We start from the raw sequence: 20,406 nt of genomic DNA on the forward strand, positions 1-20,406 counted from the left end.
GCGATGGCTCACCCAGCCTCTTCTGGCCCTCATCCTCATCTCGCTGATCCCGGCCCCCCCTGGCCCTCTTGTCCCTGACCTACAGCCAGGTCGCGCAGGCATGCCCCCCGACCTGGCTGCCCCCCGGAATCTTCCTCCACTGTGGTTGGCGCCAGCTCCGCTGGCGGAATGGCCCCGTTGGCCTGATGGCGCAGCTCTTCGTAATGAAGGAGTCCCACGCCGAGCATGACGAGCACCCCTCCGAGAAGCTGATCAGGGGTCAATGCTTCGCCAAGCCAGACGTAGGCGATGGCACTGCCAGCTACAAGCTCTAACATGGCCGCGATACCCACCCGGCCTGCATCCAGATAGCGCAAGGCCGCCAGCTCGCACAGGAACGGCAGGGCCATACCCAGCACCCCTACTGCTGCCAATGCCGGCCACAGACCCGGCCGCAGGCTAGCAAGCGGTATATGCCACGGCGGCTGCACGAGCAGCCAGAAAAGGGCAGCGACGATTGCTCCCCAGGTCGTCGCGCTCAGGGCCGACAGCTCGCGCCCAACACGTCGCCCCAGCAGCAGGTAGGCGGCAAAGGAGAGGATCGAGAGGAACGCGTAGAGCAACCCCAGACCATCCAAACGCAGGAATTGCTGCTGCCAGGCCCCCGTCACCAGCACAAGACCGCTTCCCGCCAGCAGCAAGGCTCCCAATACCGGCAGGGCCGGCCAGCGACGTCGCCAGAGCGCCTCACCGAGCACCAGCCAGGCCGGGGTGCTGAACTGGATCACCAGGGCGATCGCCACCGGTAGACGGCTAATGGCCATGAAGTAGCTATAGGCCACTGTCGCCATCGCCAGGCCCAAGGCCAGCAGCCAGCCCCAGCTCTGGCGCGGTGGCAAAATTTTCCCGCGCTGGGCCACGCCCAGCAAGATGAACAGGCAGGCCCCCCCGATGAGCATGCGCCATTCCACCAGCGTCAGCGGCGTGAGCGCGCTTTCATCGAACAGCTTGCGCGCGAGGTTCCCATTGAAACCAAAGAGGAGCGAGGCCAGCCCAACCAGCAGATAGCCGCGGAGGCGCCAGCGCCCCTCGCCCTTGCTATTCAACACTCGATGATCCTTTCTGAACCATGCCAGGTCTCGTGAAGTCGCCTGACTGACTGGGCCCCACCACTCGCCCTCCGCCAGGTCAGGTTGACCTTGGTCATCCCTCCATCTCTTCGCCAGTGCTTCCCTCCCTATGCCATTCACAGCGGCCACCATTGACGATGCCAGCGTCGGGCCTCCTCCAGGGCCTGGCGAGTGGCTTGTGTAAAGATGGTCGCACTGCGCTCCAGCTCCCAGGCACCGGCATAGAGATCGACAATCCCAAGGTCGACGCCGAGCAGAGCCTCGACAATGGCCGCAGTGCAATAGGGCACGTAGGCGCGACTGTATCCGCCCTCCTGCAGGGCAACCAGGCGCCCCTCGCAGACCTCATCGGCCAGGCCAGCCACCAGCTCGCTCAGGCGCCGGAACCCCTGACGCGTCATCATCATGCGCGCCAGCGGATCAAGCCAGCTCGCATCCTGTCCCGCCGAGATGAGGATCAGCTGCGGGCGATAGCGCAGACCGATCGGCAGCACCAGCTGCTCAAAGGCAGCAATATAGCCGCGGTCACCTGTGCCTGCCGGCAGGGGGATGTTCACAGTGTAGCCTACGCCGGCTCCCCTCCCAACTTGCTCTAACTCACCCGACAGACGGGGATACCAGTCGCGCTGATGCAGCGACACAAAGAGCACTCCCGGGTCTGCGTAGAAAGCCTCCTGGGTTCCGTTGCCGTGGTGGACATCCCAATCGATGATCATCACGCGCTCCAACCCGTAGGTTCGGCGCGCGTACTCGGCGGCAATCACCGCGTTATTGAAGATACAATAGCCCAGGGCCCGGTTGCGCTCAGCATGATGACCGGGTGGTCGCAGTAGTGCGTAGACATTGCGTACCTCTCCGTCCATCACGGCCTTCACGGCCTGACAGGCCCCGCCGGCAGCGCAAAAGGCCGCCTCTAGCGAGCCGACGCTCACCGGTGTATCCTCGTCGATCTCGCCCCAGTCGCCATGCCGCGGTCCACCCGCAGCATGGGCCTGCAAGCCGTCAAGATAGGGGCGCGTGTGATAGACGAGCAACTCCTCCTCCCGGGCAGGCCGCGCAGGCAGGTGTCGCATACGCCCGAGGAGGCCAGAACGCTCCAGAAACTGCCAGGTGCGCTTGATAATGGCCACGTCCGAGGGATGCGGCTCTGGATCGAGCTGAAAGCTTCCCTCGCGGGTCTGCACAGAGGTTTCGACCCCCGCATCATGGGCGAGAAAACGCTCGTCGAAGAGCAAACCGCTGGTCAAGCTCTCCACAGGCATCCGTTCGTTCACTCTACCTTTCAATTCAGGTTCAGAAGGCTCGCCCCCCGGCTGCTTCAGGCAAAGCAGGACCACCGGGGGCGACTGGGACAGTAAGAAGCACAGGAGTGTTGTTAGCATAGCACGCCCAGGTCGCCCTGGCACCAGCCAATGCACACCTGTTGAGATGAGCTGGCCTGTGACGGGGGGCGGATGCCACCAGGGGCGGTCGACAGCCCGGGGCCGCTGCCAGGGCGACCAAGGCCCCAGAAAAGGCGCATTGCCCTCAGAGACAGGTTCATCGGTAAGAAAAGGGGAACAGGGGCGTTTGTCTCTCCAGGAGAGCCTCGGAGAAGAGGGCGGCTTGCGCCCGGCTGGAGGTCACTGCCCGCCGGTTCCTCTCCCTCGCAGCCAGCGAGCTAGCGCTAGCCATTGTAGCGTGTGTCCATGACAGTGGCGCGACAGGAGTGTTATAATGCAGCGGGGCCTCATGGGGCGCCGCCTCTCCCTATTCTTAGCCGAGCGATAACTGGAGGAAGAGAGAGCATCTATGATGATCGAAACCATCCCGCCGGGGACGATCATGCGTGGCCAGTACCGCATCGAACGGGCCCTGGGCAGCGGCGGCTTCGGCCATGTCTACCTGGCGGTGGATCTGCGCACGAACCAGCCTTGTGCGGTGAAAGAATACCTGGTCACCGGTGCCAGTGGTCAGGCCCAGCTCCAGCATGAGGCTCGCGTGCTCAGCCGCCTCCACCATCCCCACTTGCCCAGTTTTATCGATGCCTTTAGCGAGCGCGGACGCTACTATGTCGTGTTGAGCTATATCGAAGGGCGCGACCTGACCGAGCAGCTGCGTCTGGCCCGCCAGCACGATGAGGCTATTCCTTTGCCTGTGATTCTGGGCTGGCTGCTGGCGGTCTGCGACGCTGTCCAGTTTCTCCATAGTCAGCAACCGCCGGTGATCCATCGCGATATCAAGCCCGACAATATCCGCATCACGTCCGATGGAACCGCCTATCTGGTCGACCTGGGCAACGCTAAGGCGGTGGCTGACGGAGCGCGCACCCTCTTCTTCGCCCGCCATCAAGGCACGCCCGGCTATGCTCCGCCCGAACAGTACCCCGGCGGGAGCGGTACCGACCCCCGCTCCGACGTCTACGCCCTGGGTGGGACACTGTATTTCGCCTTGACGATGCAGGAGCCAGCCAGCGTTTCCGCCCGCAATCAGGCGCTCCAGCAGGGACATTCTGGCCTGCCTTCGCTTCAGGAGCAGCTGGCTCGCCTGCTGGCAGAGGAGAAGGCAGGTAAATCTTTCCGCTTCGAGGCCGCTCGACCCACACGCGGCACGCGCATGCCGCGCCATGTGGCTCAGCTCGCTATGCTCCCGCCAGAGATTCTGCAGCGGCTCAACGCCATTATTCAGCGCGCAATGGCTCTCAAGCCTACGGAGCGCTATCAGTCGGTGGCAGAGTTCAAGGCCGAGTTGAGACAGGTACTGGAGCAGCTACAGCCAACGCGTCAGGAGCCGCCCCCCCCCACAGCGGAAAGAGGGCGCGCCGTCGATCCACATAAGACGCAGCCGGACCTGCCCCAGCTCTATGAGGATCTGCACCAGGCTCGCACCAGCACCCCCGGCGTCAGCTGTCCAGTCTGCCAGATGCCATTGGCTTCTTCACAGACAGGCTGCCCCCGCTGTGGCTGGACCAGCCTACAGGCCCCAGGCGGCCCGGCTCGTTCGGCCCGCTCTGGCAGTCAGGCCAGTCAGGAGCAACCACAGCGCCTGGTGCTCCCATCGACCCGCGTTCAGGCCGCTCCCTCCGCCCCAGTCGTCAGCGACTCCCAGGGACAGGGAGGACTGACACGCACACGACGTAGACCGTCCCCCGCCTCCCCGGCCCCTTCCCCGTCGACCCAGGCGGCCCAATCCCAGGGGTGGCCGCTCGCCTTGCCCGAGAAGGGCCTGAGCCTGCGCACGGCGATCCTGCTGACAGCCATCGCTCTGGCGGTGTTGCTCCTGGTCTTCGTCTTCCTCTTTTTGATTGCTTCCGCTCACAGCGCCGGCAGCCTTCCACCCCCCCTGCCCGGCGCCCTCCTTCTACTAACACTGCCCCCCCTCCCCCTGCACCGCTGACCCCATCCGCTCCGTCACCAGGTCGCCGTTCATCTCGCTCTTCTCCTCGCGCTCGCTGCACCCTTTCCACGACCCTGCGACCCGCTCCCAAGGCCCGCAGCGCTCCATCGCCCGCGTTCCTCACCGGCGGACAAACCTCCCCTTTGCACTGTGAATCGATTTCTGATGTTGTTACGGTACCGGTACCGTAACAACGCAGAGAAGAATGTCAGTAAGAAATTCAGGTGACTAATCAACCATTTAGGAATTCCATGACTACTGATATTGTATACTTAGCTCAACATCACTGGCAGCGTTTGACGTCAATGACCGCATGTGGTCCTGCGAGCGAACCCGCAAGCGGCAGAGAGAGCGCGACGGAGCCGAGCGCAAGAGAGGAGGCCAGGAAGATGCCGAGATGGATCAGTAACACGCCGATTTCCCTACGGCTCTTTGCCACCTTCGCCTGGGCAACCATCATTCCCTTTATTGCGATTGTTTTCCTCAGCAGTATCTATTTTCATGCCCTGGAGTCGGGAAGGCAAGCTGTCCTGATCAGTAACCAGACCATCAAGATCACCACCACCGAGCTAGCGCGCCTGCAGAGTATGCACGCGCTGCTGGTGGCCCTATTGCCAAGTGTCACCACCAATAGCACCAGCGATGCTACCGTGACGCGCGCAGAAGAGGACGTCATCCTGCAGGTGCTCAGCATCGAAGGGAGCTTCGATGTTGACAGTGTGGCTTATCAAGAACAATACCAGCTCGCCACTGCCCCAGCGATGGCTGACATCCGGCAGATTTTGCTTGATAATGATCCGCACACCACTATTATTAGTGAGCAACAGCAGCTGCTCGACCTTATTTTGGAGCATCAATGGCCCCAGTACAAGGCCGCCCAGGACGACCTTTTGATCGGCCTCGATACACGCATGCCCCTGGCCCAGGCAGCCCAGCTCCTGCAGAAGGCTGATCAGCTCTATACGCCGCTGTTAGCGAGCTGGCAACGCATTGTAGACATTGCCGAGCGAGTCAACACCGAGGTCGTACGCGTTGGTCCCTCACAGACCGTCCCCATGTTGATTGGGACCGTGACCGCCATCCCCATCTCCATGCTCTTTGTCTTTACCATTGGCTACCTTGTCAACTTGACGATCAGCCGTCCACTGCGCCAGCTCATCCAGCTCACCCGGCGCATTAGCGCGGGCGATACGATGGCGCGCGCCAGGCTCAGCGGACGCGACGAGATCGCCCGTGTGGCTGCTTCAATGAATACGATGCTCGACACCATTGTCCAATTGATGGAGAATACGCAGCAGCAGCGCGATCTCCTGCAAACGCGCATCGGGAATCTGGCGAGCGAGGTGAAAGGGGTTGGCGAGGGCGATTTGCGCATCCGCGCTGATGTGACCGGCGATGTGCTGGGAGTGCTCGCCTCTTCCTTCAATTACATGATCAGCGAGCTGGAGGGCCTGGTGATCCGTATCAAGCAGGTGGCGCGCGAGGTGGAGACCTCGACCCGGCTCACGCTGGAACAGATGACTCGCCTCGGCCAGCTCGGGGAATTTCAGATTCAGCAGATCAATGAGGCAGCGAGCGGGGTGGAGCAGATGGCTCTGGCGAGTCAGGAGGTGGCCCAACACGCCCAGATCCTGGAAGGCATCGCTCAGGACACGCAGCGCAGCGCCACTGGTGGGCATCAAGCCACCTGGGACGCGATTAACCGCCTCGGCCACATTCAGTCCCATGTGCAGGCAACGACACAGCGTGTACGCAGCCTGGGCGAACGTTCACAGGAGATCAACGATATTGTGGAAGTCATCTTCAGCCTGGCTTACCAGACCCACCGCCTCGCGCTCGATTCAGCTATCCAGGCCGCGATGGCCGGCGAGGGACGCAAGGAGTTCGGCGCTGTGGCCGTACGCATCCGCCGGCTGGCTGAGCAGGCCAAGCTGGAGGCCAATAACATCGCGCGCATCGTGCGCAATGCCCAGGAGGATATTGCCGAGGCTGCTACCTCTATGGAGCGTACCCAGCGCGAGACCACTGTGGAAAGCAAGGTTTCTCAGGACATCGAGCGCACCCTGGAGGGTATCTTTGCCACCGTTGAGCGCCAGGCCCGCGACATCGCCGATATCACAAGCCTGGTGACCAGACAGATGGAGCTGGCCACGGCGGCAGTCCAGATTATGCAGTACGTGGCCGATCTGACGCAGACGAACAAGGCCCGCTTGAGTGAGGCAACTCATCATATGCAGCGCCTGGCCTCCCTGGTTGAGCATCTGCGAATCTCTGTCGATGCCTTCAGGGTCTCACGTGAGCAGTCAGCGGCCCCGACAGCGGTTGCAAGCGAGCGGCGTAGCCTGACAACGACAGGATCGATCTCTCCGCTTGGCTCAGGCACGCGGCCTGTGAGTGCCCCGCTCAGCCAATCCCAGCCCGGCCTGCTGCCCCTCCCGCCACAGACCCCATTGCCTCCCAGCGGGGCAGTGACACCTCTGCCACCGACGGGGCTATCAGGGTCCAGCCCCAATACCCCTTTACCCTCTTCACAGCTGTGGGTCCCGCAGCCGCCGCAAGCTTCCGACGGCGAGTCCTATCAGTAGGATCTGATGTTGATGTCAAGGAGGATGCACCATGCCCAGCACTGTCCCTGATCACACTCGCCCTACCTGTGAGCCTCACAGTCTCAGTCTCGCTTCGTGGTGCGGCTCCTCGCCTGGTCCTGGCCCACTCCGGGTGACTCAACACCGCGGCAGGCGCCAGCGCTGGCGTGTTCCCCGGCTCCTGGTGCTGGCTGCAGCCCTGCTGCTGGTGATGACAGCTTGTGTGCCTGGCAGTGCGCCGACCAGTAGCACCCAGCCAGGTTCACAGATCAAGTATGGGGGAGCCTTAACTATTGTCCCCGGCCCCTATGGACGCTTCCAGCGTTTCTTTAATCCCTTTGCCGCCGATAACTCGACGCTCAGCGGGACCAAGGGGATGATCTATGAGACCTTGCTCTTCTTTAACCAGGAGACTGGTCAGGTGAAGCCCTGGCTGGCGACCAGCTTCTCCTGGTCTAGCGACCTCAAGACGCTCACCTTCCAGCTGCGCCGCGGAGTCGAGTGGAGCGATGGTCAGCCTTTTACCAGCGACGATGTGGTCTTTACGCTCAACTTGCTTCATCGCTTTCCGGCCCTGGATCTTCATAGCATCTGGACCACTCTCCAGGCGGTGACGAACCCCGATCCGTACCGCGTGGTCATTACTTTCAAGCAGCCATCGTTTCCAGAGGAGTGGTACATCGGCGGCCAGACCTACATCGTGCCCCGCCATATCTGGGAGCACGTCAAAGATCCCGTACACGAAGCTAATCCGAATCCGGTCGGCACCGGCCCCTTCATCCTGAAGTCGTTTGATCCCACGCTCTATATCCTGGAACGTAATCCACATTACTGGCAGCCGGGCAAGCCGTATATCAGCGAGTTGCGTTATCCGGCCTATGTCTCCAATGCCAGCGCTGACCTGCTCCTGGCCCAGGGGTCTATTGACTGGACGGGCCTCTTTAGTTCGAATCTCCAGAGCTTTGTGGCACGTGATCCGACTCACAACCGTTACTGGCTGCCTCCCATTGCTGTCGTCATGCTCTATCTCAATACGGCCCGCTATCCCTTCAATCTGCTCCCTGTGCGTCAGGCTATCAGTCTGGCGATCGACCGTGAGGGTCTCTCGAAGGAGGGAGAGAACGGTTACGAGCCGCCGCCTCATCCGACGGGCATTGTCCTGCCTGCCTACCGTTCATTCCTGGCTCCGCAGTATCGCTCGCTCTCGTTCCAGGTCGATCGGGCGCGCGCCATTCGCTTGCTGGAAGGTGCCGGCTTTACGCGAGGAAGCGATGGCATCTTCGTGGACCGCGAGGGCCGACGGCTGGCTTTCAGCATGGAGGTCGTTTCTGGCTGGACCGACTGGGAAAAGGATTGTGCCTTGATGGCCCAGGATCTGGCCGCGATCGGCATCTCGGTCACGGTCAAGGCGCTCCCGCTCAATACCTATGTCTCGGATCTGCAGCTGGGTTCCTTTGAGAGCGCGATCTCCTGGACCAATAGCGGCCCCTCTCCTTACTATCTGTACGATGCTTTGCTCGATAGCGCCAACACGGCCCCGATCGGGAAATCTGCTCCCTCGAACTGGGAGCGCTGGAGCGACCCCACAACCGATCAGCTGTTGGCTCAATATGCCCACTCGACCGATCCCACAGTGCAGCAGCAGGCCCTCACTGGACTGCAGCGCATTATGGTGGAGCAGCTGCCCTCGATTCCGTTGCTCTACAGCGTCAACTGGTATGAGTACACCACGGCTCGCTTTGTGGGATGGCCCGATGAGCACAATCCCTACGCCGTGCCGTCCCCCTATAGCTACCCCGATAATGAGCAGGTGGCTCTCACCCTGCATCATGTCTGAGTGGTTCGAGCGGCCCACTTGTCCGATCGCTGCCCTGCGCACGACCAGGTGTAGACAAGCAAGCAAGAAGGGAACGTGAGCGCGATGGTTTCGATGAGATGGATCTCGCAGGCGCCCATTGTGCGGCGCCTCTTTCTGGCGGCCATGCTAGTGGCGGTCATTCCGGGCATCATCCTCTGGCTGCTCGGACGCGCCTATATCGATACCCTTAATGGCCGCAGCCAGGCGGTCCAGGTGAGCACTGATGCCGTCCACGTGGTCACAACTCAGCTGGCCAACCTGCAGCATATGCATGCCGACCTGATCGCCCTGCAGGCCCAGACATTCGTGTCAACTACTATTGCTGGGGCCCCCAATACTGATCTGGCTGCCTTGCGCCAGCGCCTGACCGCCGAGATCAAAACGCTGGAGTCAAGCTTCGCCCAGGGCCTGACAAGCTACCAGCACAACTACCAGCTGGCCACTTCGCCGCAGATGGCCCCCATCCGCACGCTGCTAGAGAGCGAGAGCAGTACCCGCGGCCTGGCCAGCGACCAACAGCAGACGCTGCAGCGCATCCTGTCAGGTGAGTGGGAGCACTACCTGCAAGCGCAAGATCGCGAGCTGGCAGCGTTGCAATCTTCCAGCACGACGAGCAAGACCACCCAGCTGCTGCAACAGGCCAACAGTGTCTATACCCCCCTGGAAAATGACTGGAAGCACCTTGTCGATCTCACGGAGACCGTCGGCGACAAGGTGGTCGAGGTGACCGGCCCCCAGGCTACACAGACGGCGATTGAGATCGCGCTGGCTGCCATCTTGATTATCGCTGTGGTCTTGCTGGTCGGAACCTTTGTCTACTGGACAATCGCCCGCCCCCTGGGCCAGCTGGCTCGCCTAACGCGCCGTATCGCCCGTGGCGACACCAGCGTTCGCGCCCCGGTCTCTGGCCGCGATGAGATCGCCCTGGTGGCGCGCTCGCTCAATAGCATGCTCGATCACATGGTGCGCCTGATCCAGGAGATTCAAGATCAGCGCAATGCCTTGCAGAAGCAGATTGAGGCTCTGGTCGGCGATGTCAGCGGAGTCAGCCAGGGCAATTTGAGCGGGCGCGCGCGGATGACCGGCGGGACGCTGCAGATTATCGCCAATGCCTTTAACTATATGCTGGCCGAGCTGAGCAGCCTGGTCATGCGTGTCAAAGGGGCAGCACGCGAGGTGGCCATCTCAACAACGGTCGTCGTCGATGCTCTGGCGCGCCTGGTAGAAACAGGCGACCAGCAGCTGCAGCAGATCGCCCGCGCGACCCGCGAGATCGAGCACATTGCCTCCTCCAGCCGCAATATCGCTGAGCGCGCCAATATGCTGCAGTCAAGTACTCACGAGTCGCTTCAGCATGTGCGCCAGGGTCGCCAGGCCGTCCAACAGGTGCTCGAAGGTCTAAAGCGCATCTATGAGAATGTCCAGGCGACCGCTACCAAGGTTGAGAAGCTCGACGAGCATTCGCGCGCTATTAACAGTACCGTCGAGGTGATCTCAGCCATTGTCGAGCAGACGAACCGTTTGGCTCAGGATGCGGCGACCCTGGTGGCCTACGAGGGGGAGTCAGTGCGCGGTTTCGGAGCGGTAGCGGCTGATATCCAGCGTCTGGCCGAGCGAGCCAATAGCCAGGCGCGCTCGATCGTGCAGATCGTCGATGGGGTACGGCAGGATATCAGTGCAGTGACAAGTTCGATGCGCACCACAGAGCATGAAAGCGCCTTTGGAGCTGATCGTGCTCAGGAGGCTGGGGCTGCCCTGGAGACGATTTCTGAAGCCGTCGAGCTGCAAGCACGTGAGATTGAGCGCATTACAGATATGACGGCCCGCCAGCTGCAGGCCTTTACCGCGATTGTTCAAACCATGCAGCGCCTCTCCCAGGCGACCCGTCAGATGAATGTGAATACGCGCCAGGCGTCGCAGCATGTCGAGGCACTGGCGCAGCGGGTCGAGTACCTGCGTCGCTCGGTCGAGGTCTTCCGTCTGCGCGAGGGCAGCACTGCCTGAACGATACGGCCACGACTGGCTTAGCCAGCGCCCGCGAGGGGCAAGCCGGATGAGCTTACTGAGAGCAGGGCCAGAGTCGAGGACGGGACCAGAGGTTGGCAGGCTCTTTGACCTCCCTCCCTCTCCCCCTCCGGTCCCGCGCTCCTCAGCGGCACAGTCGCTGACTTCAGGAGGCGAAGTCAGGAGCGGGCTGGTACTCGACCCAGTCGAAGTCGGCGACTGCAGTGCCGCTCCTTCCGTTGGTCGTCGCATAGAGGGCGAAGTAGACGCCTGTGAAGCCACCAGCGACCTCTGAGGTCAGATAGCGAGCCTCACCTTGGGCCAACTCGCGCCCCCCTGCCTCACCTTGAGCATACGAGAAAAGATAGAGGGAGACGGCACCGAACGCGGGCTGCGTCGGCTGGACAGCTCGAATGCCGAGGGTGATCGGCCCTGCCTCTACCTGCTCGCGGGCGACGATGGCCGCCAGGCTTCCGATGCGCCGGCGCACAATGACCCAGGGTTCTCCTTCCTGACAGAGGACAGCGATCTCATAGTGGTGCTCGCGGTTCATCCAGACGGTCAGACCGGCTTCATGACCTTCAATCTGAGGAACGAATTCGAGCTGCGCTGTCACGATGCACTGCCCATGCTCCTGTCGTCTTCCCACGAAGGCCACGCCACAGCCTTGATCAAGTGTGGCTGCGTTGCCGAGCAGACGCAGAAAGCCAGGGCGGGCGGCCAGCGACCAGCTGTCTGGGGGAGGCCAACGCAGGAAGTTCCAGTCGAGACCGAGTGTGGGCTGATCAAAGTCATCACGCGTGGCACGGGCAGGCCAGGACACCGGAGGCAGCTGTGGCCCTTCGAAGGTCTGCTTGAGCCGTCCATTCTCGCCGACGTGTGGCCAGCCGCCGCTATCCCAGACTACCGGGGCCAGGAAGGTCTCTCGCCCCAGCTGATGGAGTTCGGTGAAGGGCTGAGGTCTGATCCCCAGACAGACAAGCCACCAGCTGCCGTCCCGGGCCTGCACCAGGTCGGCGTGGCCAGTGGCCTGAATTGGGCTAAGCAGACTGCGATGACTCAAGATAGGATTGTGGGGACAGGCTTCCCACGGCCCCCACGGCGTTGGTCCCCGAACCAGCGTCTCCATATGGCCATATGAGGTGCCTCCTTCGGCGATCATCAAGTAGTAGCGGCCATTGATCTTGTAGAGATGCGGGCCTTCAGGGTAGGCACCGCCAGTTCCTCGCCAGAGAAGGCGGGGCTGCGTCAAGAGCCGGCCTGTGACCGGATTGATCTCGCTCTGCTGGATGCCCTGCTCCTGACCCTCTGCAGTACTCGTCAGATAGACTCGACCATCATCATCGAAGAAGAGCGAGGGATCAATCCCCCCTTGCTCCAGCCAGACCGGATCGGACCAGGGGCCACGCGGGTCGCGGGCGGTGACGTAGAAGTTGCTCCTTCCTCCTCTCTCTGCCTGCAGGTCCATATTGGTGGTGACCATGTAAAAGGTGCCCTGATGGAAGCGGATGGTTGGGGCAAAGATCCCCAGCGACGGTTCGCTCCGCGGCAGGGGCAGTTGCTCAGGGCGAGTGAGGCAATAGCCAAGACACCGCCAGTGGACCAGGTCGCGGCTGTGAAAGACAGGCACACCGGGAACATACTCGAAGGAGCTGGTAACCAGATAGTAGTCATCGCCGACACGGCAGATGCTCGGGTCGGGGTGGAAACCAGGAATGATCGGATTTTGCACCTGCATGGTCTGTATGCACCTTTATGGTCCTTCCAGACGCTGTTACCAAACGCCGACCAGCCAGAGGAGCGCTGACCCAGACCAGGCAGGCCGCCTGCCTCGGAACCAGCGCCCACGGGATCGCTGCCTTCCGCGGGCTGGGTCAGCGGCCAACCTGGCTGTCGGTCTGCACAGTGAACTCGGCGTGCAAGGAGGCCTGCGACGAGCCGCCCACCCAAACGTCAAAGACGGACTCATCGAGCACATAGGCTCCCGCGGCGGCGCTCCAGTAGCGCCTCGCCTCTGGCCCGATCGTGAAGCGAAGCGTACGCCTCTCTCCGGGGGCCAGACTCACGCGTTCAAACGCCTTCAGTTCACGTACCGGACGGGCCGCCCTCCCATAGCGCTGATGCAGGTAGAGCTGCGCTACCTCTTCGAGAGGACGCTGCGAGCGGTTGTGGAGCACCACGCTGGCCTCCAGCGTATCGTGGAGGCCAATCGAGGTAGCACTCAGCTGCAAATCGCTATACTCCACCTCACCATAGCTGAGGCCAAAACCGAAAGGATAGAGGGGCGTGCTCTCTTCCTCCCAGTAGCGTAGCCCGCTGGTCTGCGGCTGGTGCGAGCGTAGATGCGCATAGATCAAGGGCACCTGTCCTACGCTGCGCGGCCAGGTCACGGGCAACTTACCCCCGGGAGTCGCCTCGCCAAAGAGCAGCCTGGCCACGGCGTTGCCTCCTTCACTGCCCGGGTGCCAGGCCACCAGCAGGGCTGCCGTCCGTTCAACCACACGGCGCAGATCGAGGGGCCGGCCACAGAGCAGCACCAGGACCAGTGGCGTCCCGGTTTCGGCCACCGCTTCCAACAGCTCCAACTGCCGGCCTGGCAGGTCGAGCGTTGAGCGCGAGGCCGCCTCCCCGCTCATGTCTGCCGCCTCGCCCAGTACCAGCACGGCGACATCCGCCGAGCGGGCCAGGGCAATGGCTCGCTCGAACTCGGCCCGTTCGTCCAATGACGGTTCCCCCGACAGAGATGCGTCTGCGACGAGCTGGTCGAGAGCAGCAAATGGCGAAGGGATGGGACGGGTTGGCAGCGGCACCCCAGGAGCATAGTCGATCTGCACTGTGGAGCCTGCCATCTGACGGAGTCCCTCTAGAACGGTGACCGTACGCTCCAGCTCCGGCACAAAGACCCACGGGCCGAGGGTCGCCCGCTTATCTGCTGCCAGTGGCCCAATCACAGCGAGTCGACGTAGCGCTGCACGGTCGAGCGGCAAGATACCTGTATTGCGCAACAGCACCGCCGAGCGCTCAGCAGCCACGCGTGCCAGCTCACGATGCGCGGGCGAGCTGAGCACCATGCTGGCGCGCGTCTCATCAACATAGGGGTGCTCAAAGAGGCCCAGGCGGAACTTGAGCGCCAGCACCCGTCTCACCGCCTCGTCGAGCAGTCGCTCCTCGATCTGGCCAGCACGCACCGCCTCTGGCAGCGTGGAGAACGCCGCCGGACGCGCCGCTGGACCAGTCTCACCCCCAAACTGTACACCCAGAGACATCTCCATATCCAGGCCAGCCTGCAGCGCCCGCAGAGCGGCATCGCGATCGTCGCGAGTCAGACCATGCGTGGTCAGGTCGATTACTGCGTTGGCGTCGCTCACCACGAATCCCTGGAAGCCTAATTCGTTGCGCAGCACCTCGGTGAGCAGCCGGCGATCTGCCGCCGCTGGCACCCCATTAATCCCTACATAGGAGCTCATAATGTTTTCAGCGCCTGCCTCAACCGCCGCTGCAAACGGCGGCAGATAGACGTTGCGTAGCTCACTCTCCGAAAGGTTGACCTCATCGTAGTCACGTCCGCCTAGCGCAGCTCCATAGCCCACAAAGTGCTTCGGCCCAGCGGCTATGCGCTCGGCTGCGCCAATCCCCTCGCCCTGAAAGCCCCGCACATGGGCAGCGGCCAGGCACGCGCCCAGGTAGGGATCTTCTCCGGCCCCTTCGACGATACGGCCCCAGCGAGGATCACGAGCAATATCCACCATCGGGGCAAAAGCCCAGTGAATACCGACAGCGCGCGCCTCCCGTGCCGCTACCGTTTGCACCTGCTCGACCAGCTGCGGGTCCCAGGAGGCCGCCAGCCCGAGCGGCACGGGGAAGATGGTCCGCAGTCCATGAATGACGTCGAAGCCAAAGAGCAGCGGGATGCTGAGGCGGCTCTCCTCAACCGCAAGGCGCTGGAGTCGATTGACCTGCACCGGGTCGGCGACGAAGAGAAGACTCCCCACCTTCCCAGAGCGGATCTCCTCCTCCACAAAGGAGGTCTGGAGGGTGAAACCCGGGAAGTAGAAATACTGCGTGAGTTGCCCGGCTTTCTCTTCGAGAGTCATCGAGGCCAACAACGCGTCGATCCGTTGTTGGACCTGCCCAGCATATTCATCTCGGCTCATGGTCAGCTTTCTTCTCCTCCGTCATCAGCCTTGATACGACACAGTATAGCTGAATTGCCTCACCAAAATCTCGTGGTCGGCAACCGTCGATCGGTCCCCTCTTGCTTCCTGGCGGTCAAGCCGGGGGAGAGGAACAGCAAGACAGCCAATGCCGGTATTTTCCGCCCAATCGTCTAGGCAACGCACGGCAAGTCGTCTAGAATAGATTCACTCAAGGTAGAGAGCCGAGAGGCAATCCTTGCCCCTGGGCAGGCAGGTGCCTCGTCTCTGTCCTCTTCTGCAAGGAAAGGGGAATGATGGCCTCTTTATCACCCTTGCGTATGCAGTTGCGACGAGCAGGCGAGCAGCTCGCCGCTCCAGCTCTCATCGTCGCCATGCTGGCGATACGCCTGGGCTTCAGCCTTGCTGGCTGGCCCGGCACCGACAGCGAGGAAGGAACGATGGGGTTAATGGCTCTCCATATCGCCCGTGGCCAGGACTGGCCTATCTTCTACTATGGGCAAAACTATATGGGGGCCGGCGAGGCCTACGTGGCTGCCGTCTTCTTTCACCTCTTCGGCCCCTCCTTGCTTTCGCTGCGCCTGGCCATGCTGGTCTTTCTCCTCCTCTTTGCGCTCGCTCTCTACCAGCTAGCCCGGCTGCTTTACGGGCGCATGGTGGCCCTCCTCTCGCTGGTGCTGCTCAGCCTGGCGCCACGCTATGTCTTGACCCCCGAAATGCGCGCCGTTGGAGGAGCTGTGGAGACCCTGGCTTTTGGTTCGCTGGCCATGCTTCTGGCAGCCTGGCTGGCGCAGACTCAGCCGGAAGTGCCAGGGGAGTCATGGCCCAAGAGGCGTCTGCTAGCTGCCTTCGCCTGGGGACTTGTAGCCGGCCTGGGTCTGTGGAGTCACTGGCTGGTGATACCCTTCCTCGTGTGCGCGGCGATTCTCCTGGTGCTTTTTAGCTGGCGTGAATGGCTAAGGTACCCGGTCCTGCCGTTCCTCCTCCTGGCCGGTCTGGCCCTCGGGGCCTTCCCGCTGATTCTCTACAATCTCCGGGCTCCCGCCGGCCAGGACTCGCTCAGCGTTTTCCTGGCCCTCTATAGCCAGAATCGCTATCCCGGGATACCTCCTACGGGTCTGCAGCTCTGGCTCAAGAAACTGGCTGGCACCTTTCTTTACAGCTTGCCCCTGGCCACCGGCATGACGCCGACCTGCTCTCTGGACGCCCTGCCCTTCTACGGCTGGCAGCATGGCCAGAGCCTTAGCTGCGCCGCCCTCTACGGCGGCTGGAGCCTTGGTTTTCTCCTCCTGCTCGCCAGCTCCCTCTTCTTGTCATTGCGCCACCTCTGGCAGCTCTGGCAGTCCTCAAAGGAGGCCCATCTGAGGAGAGAGAAGCGACGGGCATGGGCCTTGCATGCCAGTCGCCTGCTCCTGCTGCTCGCAGGTCTCATCACGCTGCTGAGCTACACTGTCAGCCTGACAGCGGCGCAGCGTCCTCAGAGCATGCGCTACCTGGTCGGCCTGCTGATCGTGACCCCTGCCCTCATCTGGCCCCCGGTCTACCTCTTTCAACAGAGCTTCCACCCAGGCATCGGCAACGCCTTCCAGGACCAGCCTTCATTATTACTCGAGACTGCCGCCTACCGTGGACGCGTCTACGCCCGTGCCCAGCGCTTACTCGCCGGGACAGCCCTGGCCTTGCTTGTTCTGGCCTTCCTGGAGGGTACCCTTGCCAACCTCCCTGAGATCTCCAGCGCCGCTCAGCGTCAGCAGCAATACGTTGCTCTGGCAGCCACCCTGGAGCATTGGGGGGTCCGTCACGTCTATTCCGGTTACTGGATCTGCGACCGCCTGACCTTTGTGAGCCAGGAGCAGGTGATCTGCGCAACCATTAATCCCTGGCTCACGCGCAATGACCTGGTGCGCTATCCCCCCTATTACCAGGAGGTCAGTGCCGACCCCCGAGCTGCCTATCTCTTCAGCGACGCCCAGAACGGCGAGTTCCCGTTGCTCAGCAGTCAGGCCAATACTCTTGCCAGCCGCCACTACCGGCGCGTGAACCTTCCTGGCTTTGTACTCTATCTACGCCAGGGACAAACCTGACCGGCCCGGCTCGTCAACCGCGCTTGACCTCCCCCCACCTTTTTTACAGGGGGGCTGCCTTTTCTGAGCGAAATGGGGTATCATTAGGGGAAGAGAGGCCATAACGAAAGGCGGACGCATGCAGCGAATCGGCAAAATTCTCATCGTTAGCCTTTTGCTTCTCCTCTTTTGCTTTACCTCCTTTGCCTCGGAGAGCGCAACGTTGCGCGCCGCGCCGCAGCCGGCTAGCCCCTACGTCCTTGCGGGACCACCCTCCGTCAGTCCCGCTCTGATCGACCTCGTGCTCACCAGCTATCACTCACCAGCCGCTGGCAAAGGCCAGGCACTCTACGACGACGGGATCGAGTACGGGATCGACCCCGTCTATGCCCTAGCCTTCTTCTTCCACGAAAGCACCTTTGGGACAGCGGGCATCGCCCAGACGACGCTCTCGCTGGGTAACCTGCGCTGCATTCCCGATGCCGCCTGCATCGATGGATTTGCAGCTTTTCCCAGTTGGGAGGCCGGCTTCGTCGCCTGGTATCGGCTCATTCGCACCGTCTACATCGATAGCTGGGGATTGACCACCGTCGAGGAGATCATTCCGCGCTATGCCCCGGCGGCTGATCACAACGACGTGACGGGCTACATCCGGGCAGTCGAGGCAGCGGTCGACACCTGGCGCAGCGAGCAACTGCGGCTCTTTGGTCCGGTCAGTGGAACGACTCCCGCAACGAACGCAAGTAGTACCGGCCAACAGCCGACACCGGTGCCTACACCAACGGCAATCGGGCCCTCAGCCGGCAATGGGGCCACTGCCGTGCCCTATCCTGCCGATGGCTACGCGCTCCAGGGGCGCCCGACGGTCACGGTCGATTTCATCGCCAGCCTGCTGACCCAATACCAGTCACCATTGGTTGGCGACGCCCAACTGATCTACCAGACTGGAGAGCAGATGGGGATCGACCCCGTCTATGCCCTGGCATTCTTCCTGCACGATAGCACCTTCGGCACCGTGGGCCTGGCGCGTGTCACCCACTCGCCCGGCCTGTTGCATGCCCCAGTCACTGCCGATTGCCACTGCCGCTCCTTGAGTGGCTACCGGAGCTACCAGAGCTGGGAGGACGGCATCCGCGACTGGTTCCGTTATGTGCGTAACTACTACCTGGACCAGCAGGGCCTCGGCACTGTTGGACAGCTCGTCCCAGCTTATGCCCAGAGTCGTGATCCCCTGGTCGTGAAAACCTTTATCCAGATGGTTGAGCGCCAGGTCACCCTCTGGCGCCAGCAGAGCGAGCAAGCCGGGCAGGAGCAGCAAGCGCAGGGCACCAGCCCACAACAGTAGGCTGGCAAGCCGCGTGCGCTTCTGCCTGCTCCGGCCTCGGGCCTCACCTGGTCCAGCCTATCACTCAGACTGGACCACTGGGTTATCCCTCCTCTCAGCCTTGACCTCAACTAGCCACTCGTACTAGTCGAGACCAGCCTCCTGCCTTCTGCTGTTGACGTCCCCGGGCTGGCAACATATACTGAGACCAGCGGATAGCTGGAGGCAGTTGCTTTCATGTTCGAGGAACACATGCAGGAAGACTCGCCTGCAAGGACAGAAGAAGCCGTGCAGCAGGAACACCTCGTCGACGAGCTGGCCAACCCTGAAGATCGCTGGTTAACCGTTAGCCAGGCCGCCCGTACGAGCGGGCAGAGTGAGGCGACCATCGAACGTTGGATCAGTCAAGGCCTCTTGCCAGTACGTCGCCACTCGCTAGAGAGCAGGAGCCAGCTACGCCTGATCCGCGCTAGCGATCTGGCCTTGCTCAACGCTAGCGTTGCTGCCTCGGCGGGCACGGTCCAGACTCCCGCTCCAGTCAGGAACGAGGGTGGTCAGCCAGAGCAGCGCTCGCTACCCGAGCGGCCAGCCGCGGAAGCCCCTCGGGAAGCCCATCCGGTCGTCTCCCCCGAGTTTGTCTCTCAGGAGATGGCTGCCCTGCGCAGGCTCGTCCGCGAGCAGGCCCAGCGCCAGCATGAGGCCCTGGAACGCTTGCGTAGCCGACTGGAGGCACGTTTTCAGCAACAGCAGGAGGCCTCCGCGCAACAGCGGCTGGCTGTCGATGAGGCCCTGACCCGGCTGCAAACCTCCTTTGAGGATGAAATCGCCGCCCTCCAGATCCAGAACAGCACCCGCCAGACTGAGCTGGAGCAGCAACTCGAAGAGCTGACGGAGCGATTACAGCAGACCAGTGAGCAGTGGCAGCAGACGCTCATCCTGCTTCGCCAGCAGATCGAGGCCCTGACGACCCATGTGCAACAGGAGGTTGAAGTCCACGAGCAGCTCACGCGAGAGATACTTCACCTGACTACCCAGCTGGCAGAGCAGCGTATTCAGCAGGAGCAGATGGCGCATACTCTGGGACAACTTACCCAACAGATGACGTTCCTGACGGCTCAGGTAGCCGAGCAGCGCCAGCGCGTGGAGCAACAGCATGATCGGCAAGATCAGCAGGGACTTCAGCTCAGCTATCTTGAACGGGAGTTGGAGGAGCGCCGCCGAGATCAACAGGAGACCCAGCAGGAGCTGCTGGGGGTGCTGGCCGGACAACAGGAGCAACTGGGAACACTGCTCCTGCGCCTCAATGAGCAGACCCAGCGCTACGAGCTGCTCTCGCAGCTCTATTTGAATGTCGAACAGCAACAAGGAGAACACGAGCGCCAATTACGGCGCCTCTACCGATTCCTGGAGCACTTCTCTCCCAGTCCCCCCTCCGTTGGCTTCGATAGTCACGATGGCTCTCTCTGAGCGGAGTAAGCTGGGAAGGAAGGAGGGAGCTGAGACAGCACCTGTCTCCTTTCTCCCCATTCGGCCCCCGGCCCGGCGTCGGCCCACCTGCGTGGGGGGCCTCGCTCCCTGGTCGGATGCCCACCTCGTCCTCTCTCGGCACCCCGGGTCGCACTCTTGGGGCCTTTATCCCCCGCCCGGGGCGACGAGGAGCACATGCAAAGCCGTACAGGAGTGGTTCTTGCCTTTGTCTACTGCCTGGCTGTTTCAACTCTCCGCCTATCCATCCATCCTAGTAAGCAGCCAGTAGTACTTTGAGCCGGCACGCGGCGCGCCTTTTGGGAGGCGAACGTATTACTGTACGGCAGAGTTCCCTTCTGGCTGGCTAGCGAGGTTGCTAGCCAGGGTTGGGTCACCGCCCTTGCCTCTGAAGCAGAATGGCGGTGCCCGGGGGAGTGGCTCACTCTCTTAGCGGTCGGGAGCGGAGC

11 protein-coding genes are annotated in these 20,406 nt (G+C 62.2%); 7 read left to right on the forward strand and 4 right to left on the reverse strand.

Annotated features, from left to right (window positions below; all coding sequences use genetic code 11):
* Positions 1 to 35 precede the first annotated feature (35 nt).
* Entirely contained in the window at positions 36 to 1,088 is a 1,053-nt protein-coding gene (locus A4R35_RS03490) for an EamA family transporter (RefSeq protein WP_189361275.1), read from the reverse strand.
* 137 nt (positions 1,089 to 1,225) lie between these two features.
* The gene (locus A4R35_RS03495; protein ID WP_189361277.1) at positions 1,226 to 2,371 is read right to left on the reverse strand and encodes a class II histone deacetylase; all 1,146 of its coding nucleotides are present in this window, start codon (positions 2,369 to 2,371) and stop codon (positions 1,226 to 1,228) included.
* 529 nt (positions 2,372 to 2,900) lie between these two features.
* On the opposite strand from A4R35_RS03495, the gene A4R35_RS03500 reads away from it, so the two are divergent.
* The 4 genes from A4R35_RS03500 (at position 2,901) to A4R35_RS03515 (ending at position 10,931) form a co-directional block, all read left to right on the forward strand.
* Positions 2,901 to 4,484, forward strand: a complete 1,584-nt coding sequence (locus A4R35_RS03500) for a serine/threonine protein kinase (protein ID WP_112426586.1) — start codon at positions 2,901 to 2,903, stop codon at positions 4,482 to 4,484.
* A gap of 389 nt (positions 4,485 to 4,873) precedes the next feature.
* Complete coding sequence (locus tag A4R35_RS03505) at positions 4,874 to 7,069, forward strand: methyl-accepting chemotaxis protein (protein ID WP_189361279.1); 2,196 nt, start codon at positions 4,874 to 4,876, stop codon at positions 7,067 to 7,069.
* 31 nt (positions 7,070 to 7,100) lie between these two features.
* Positions 7,101 to 8,906: an ABC transporter substrate-binding protein gene (locus tag A4R35_RS03510; RefSeq protein WP_112426590.1), complete on the forward strand. Its 1,806-nt coding sequence runs from the start codon at positions 7,101 to 7,103 to the stop codon at positions 8,904 to 8,906.
* Between the two features lie 84 nt (positions 8,907 to 8,990).
* Positions 8,991 to 10,931 (forward strand): methyl-accepting chemotaxis protein, encoded by a 1,941-nt coding sequence (locus tag A4R35_RS03515; RefSeq protein ID WP_112426592.1) that lies wholly within the window; start codon positions 8,991 to 8,993, stop codon positions 10,929 to 10,931.
* 166 nt (positions 10,932 to 11,097) lie between these two features.
* On the opposite strand, the gene A4R35_RS03520 is transcribed toward A4R35_RS03515, so the two are convergent.
* Together A4R35_RS03520 and A4R35_RS03525 are read right to left on the reverse strand one after the other, a co-directional pair.
* Positions 11,098 to 12,669, reverse strand: coding sequence for a glycoside hydrolase family 43 protein (locus A4R35_RS03520; RefSeq protein ID WP_112426594.1), 1,572 nt, complete (start codon positions 12,667 to 12,669; stop codon positions 11,098 to 11,100).
* A 136-nt stretch (positions 12,670 to 12,805) separates the two neighbouring features.
* The gene (locus tag A4R35_RS03525) at positions 12,806 to 15,085 is read right to left on the reverse strand and encodes a glycoside hydrolase family 3 N-terminal domain-containing protein (RefSeq protein ID WP_112426596.1); all 2,280 of its coding nucleotides are present in this window, start codon (positions 15,083 to 15,085) and stop codon (positions 12,806 to 12,808) included.
* A 293-nt stretch (positions 15,086 to 15,378) separates the two neighbouring features.
* Here A4R35_RS03525 and A4R35_RS03530 point away from each other — a divergent pair, with 293 nt between their 5' ends.
* The 3 genes from A4R35_RS03530 to A4R35_RS03540 all read left to right on the forward strand — a co-directional run bounded on the left by A4R35_RS03530 (position 15,379) and on the right by A4R35_RS03540 (position 19,939).
* Positions 15,379 to 17,169: a glycosyltransferase family 39 protein gene (locus tag A4R35_RS03530; RefSeq protein ID WP_112426598.1), complete on the forward strand. Its 1,791-nt coding sequence runs from the start codon at positions 15,379 to 15,381 to the stop codon at positions 17,167 to 17,169.
* Between the two features lie 118 nt (positions 17,170 to 17,287).
* Positions 17,288 to 18,493: a glucosaminidase domain-containing protein gene (locus A4R35_RS03535; RefSeq protein ID WP_112426600.1), complete on the forward strand. Its 1,206-nt coding sequence runs from the start codon at positions 17,288 to 17,290 to the stop codon at positions 18,491 to 18,493.
* 267 nt (positions 18,494 to 18,760) lie between these two features.
* Positions 18,761 to 19,939: a helix-turn-helix domain-containing protein gene (locus tag A4R35_RS03540; RefSeq protein WP_146747098.1), complete on the forward strand. Its 1,179-nt coding sequence runs from the start codon at positions 18,761 to 18,763 to the stop codon at positions 19,937 to 19,939.
* Positions 19,940 to 20,406: the final 467 nt, after the last annotated feature.

The sequence above is a fragment of the Thermogemmatispora tikiterensis genome, from assembly GCF_003268475.1.
GTDB lineage: Bacteria > Chloroflexota > Ktedonobacteria > Ktedonobacterales > Ktedonobacteraceae > Thermogemmatispora > Thermogemmatispora tikiterensis.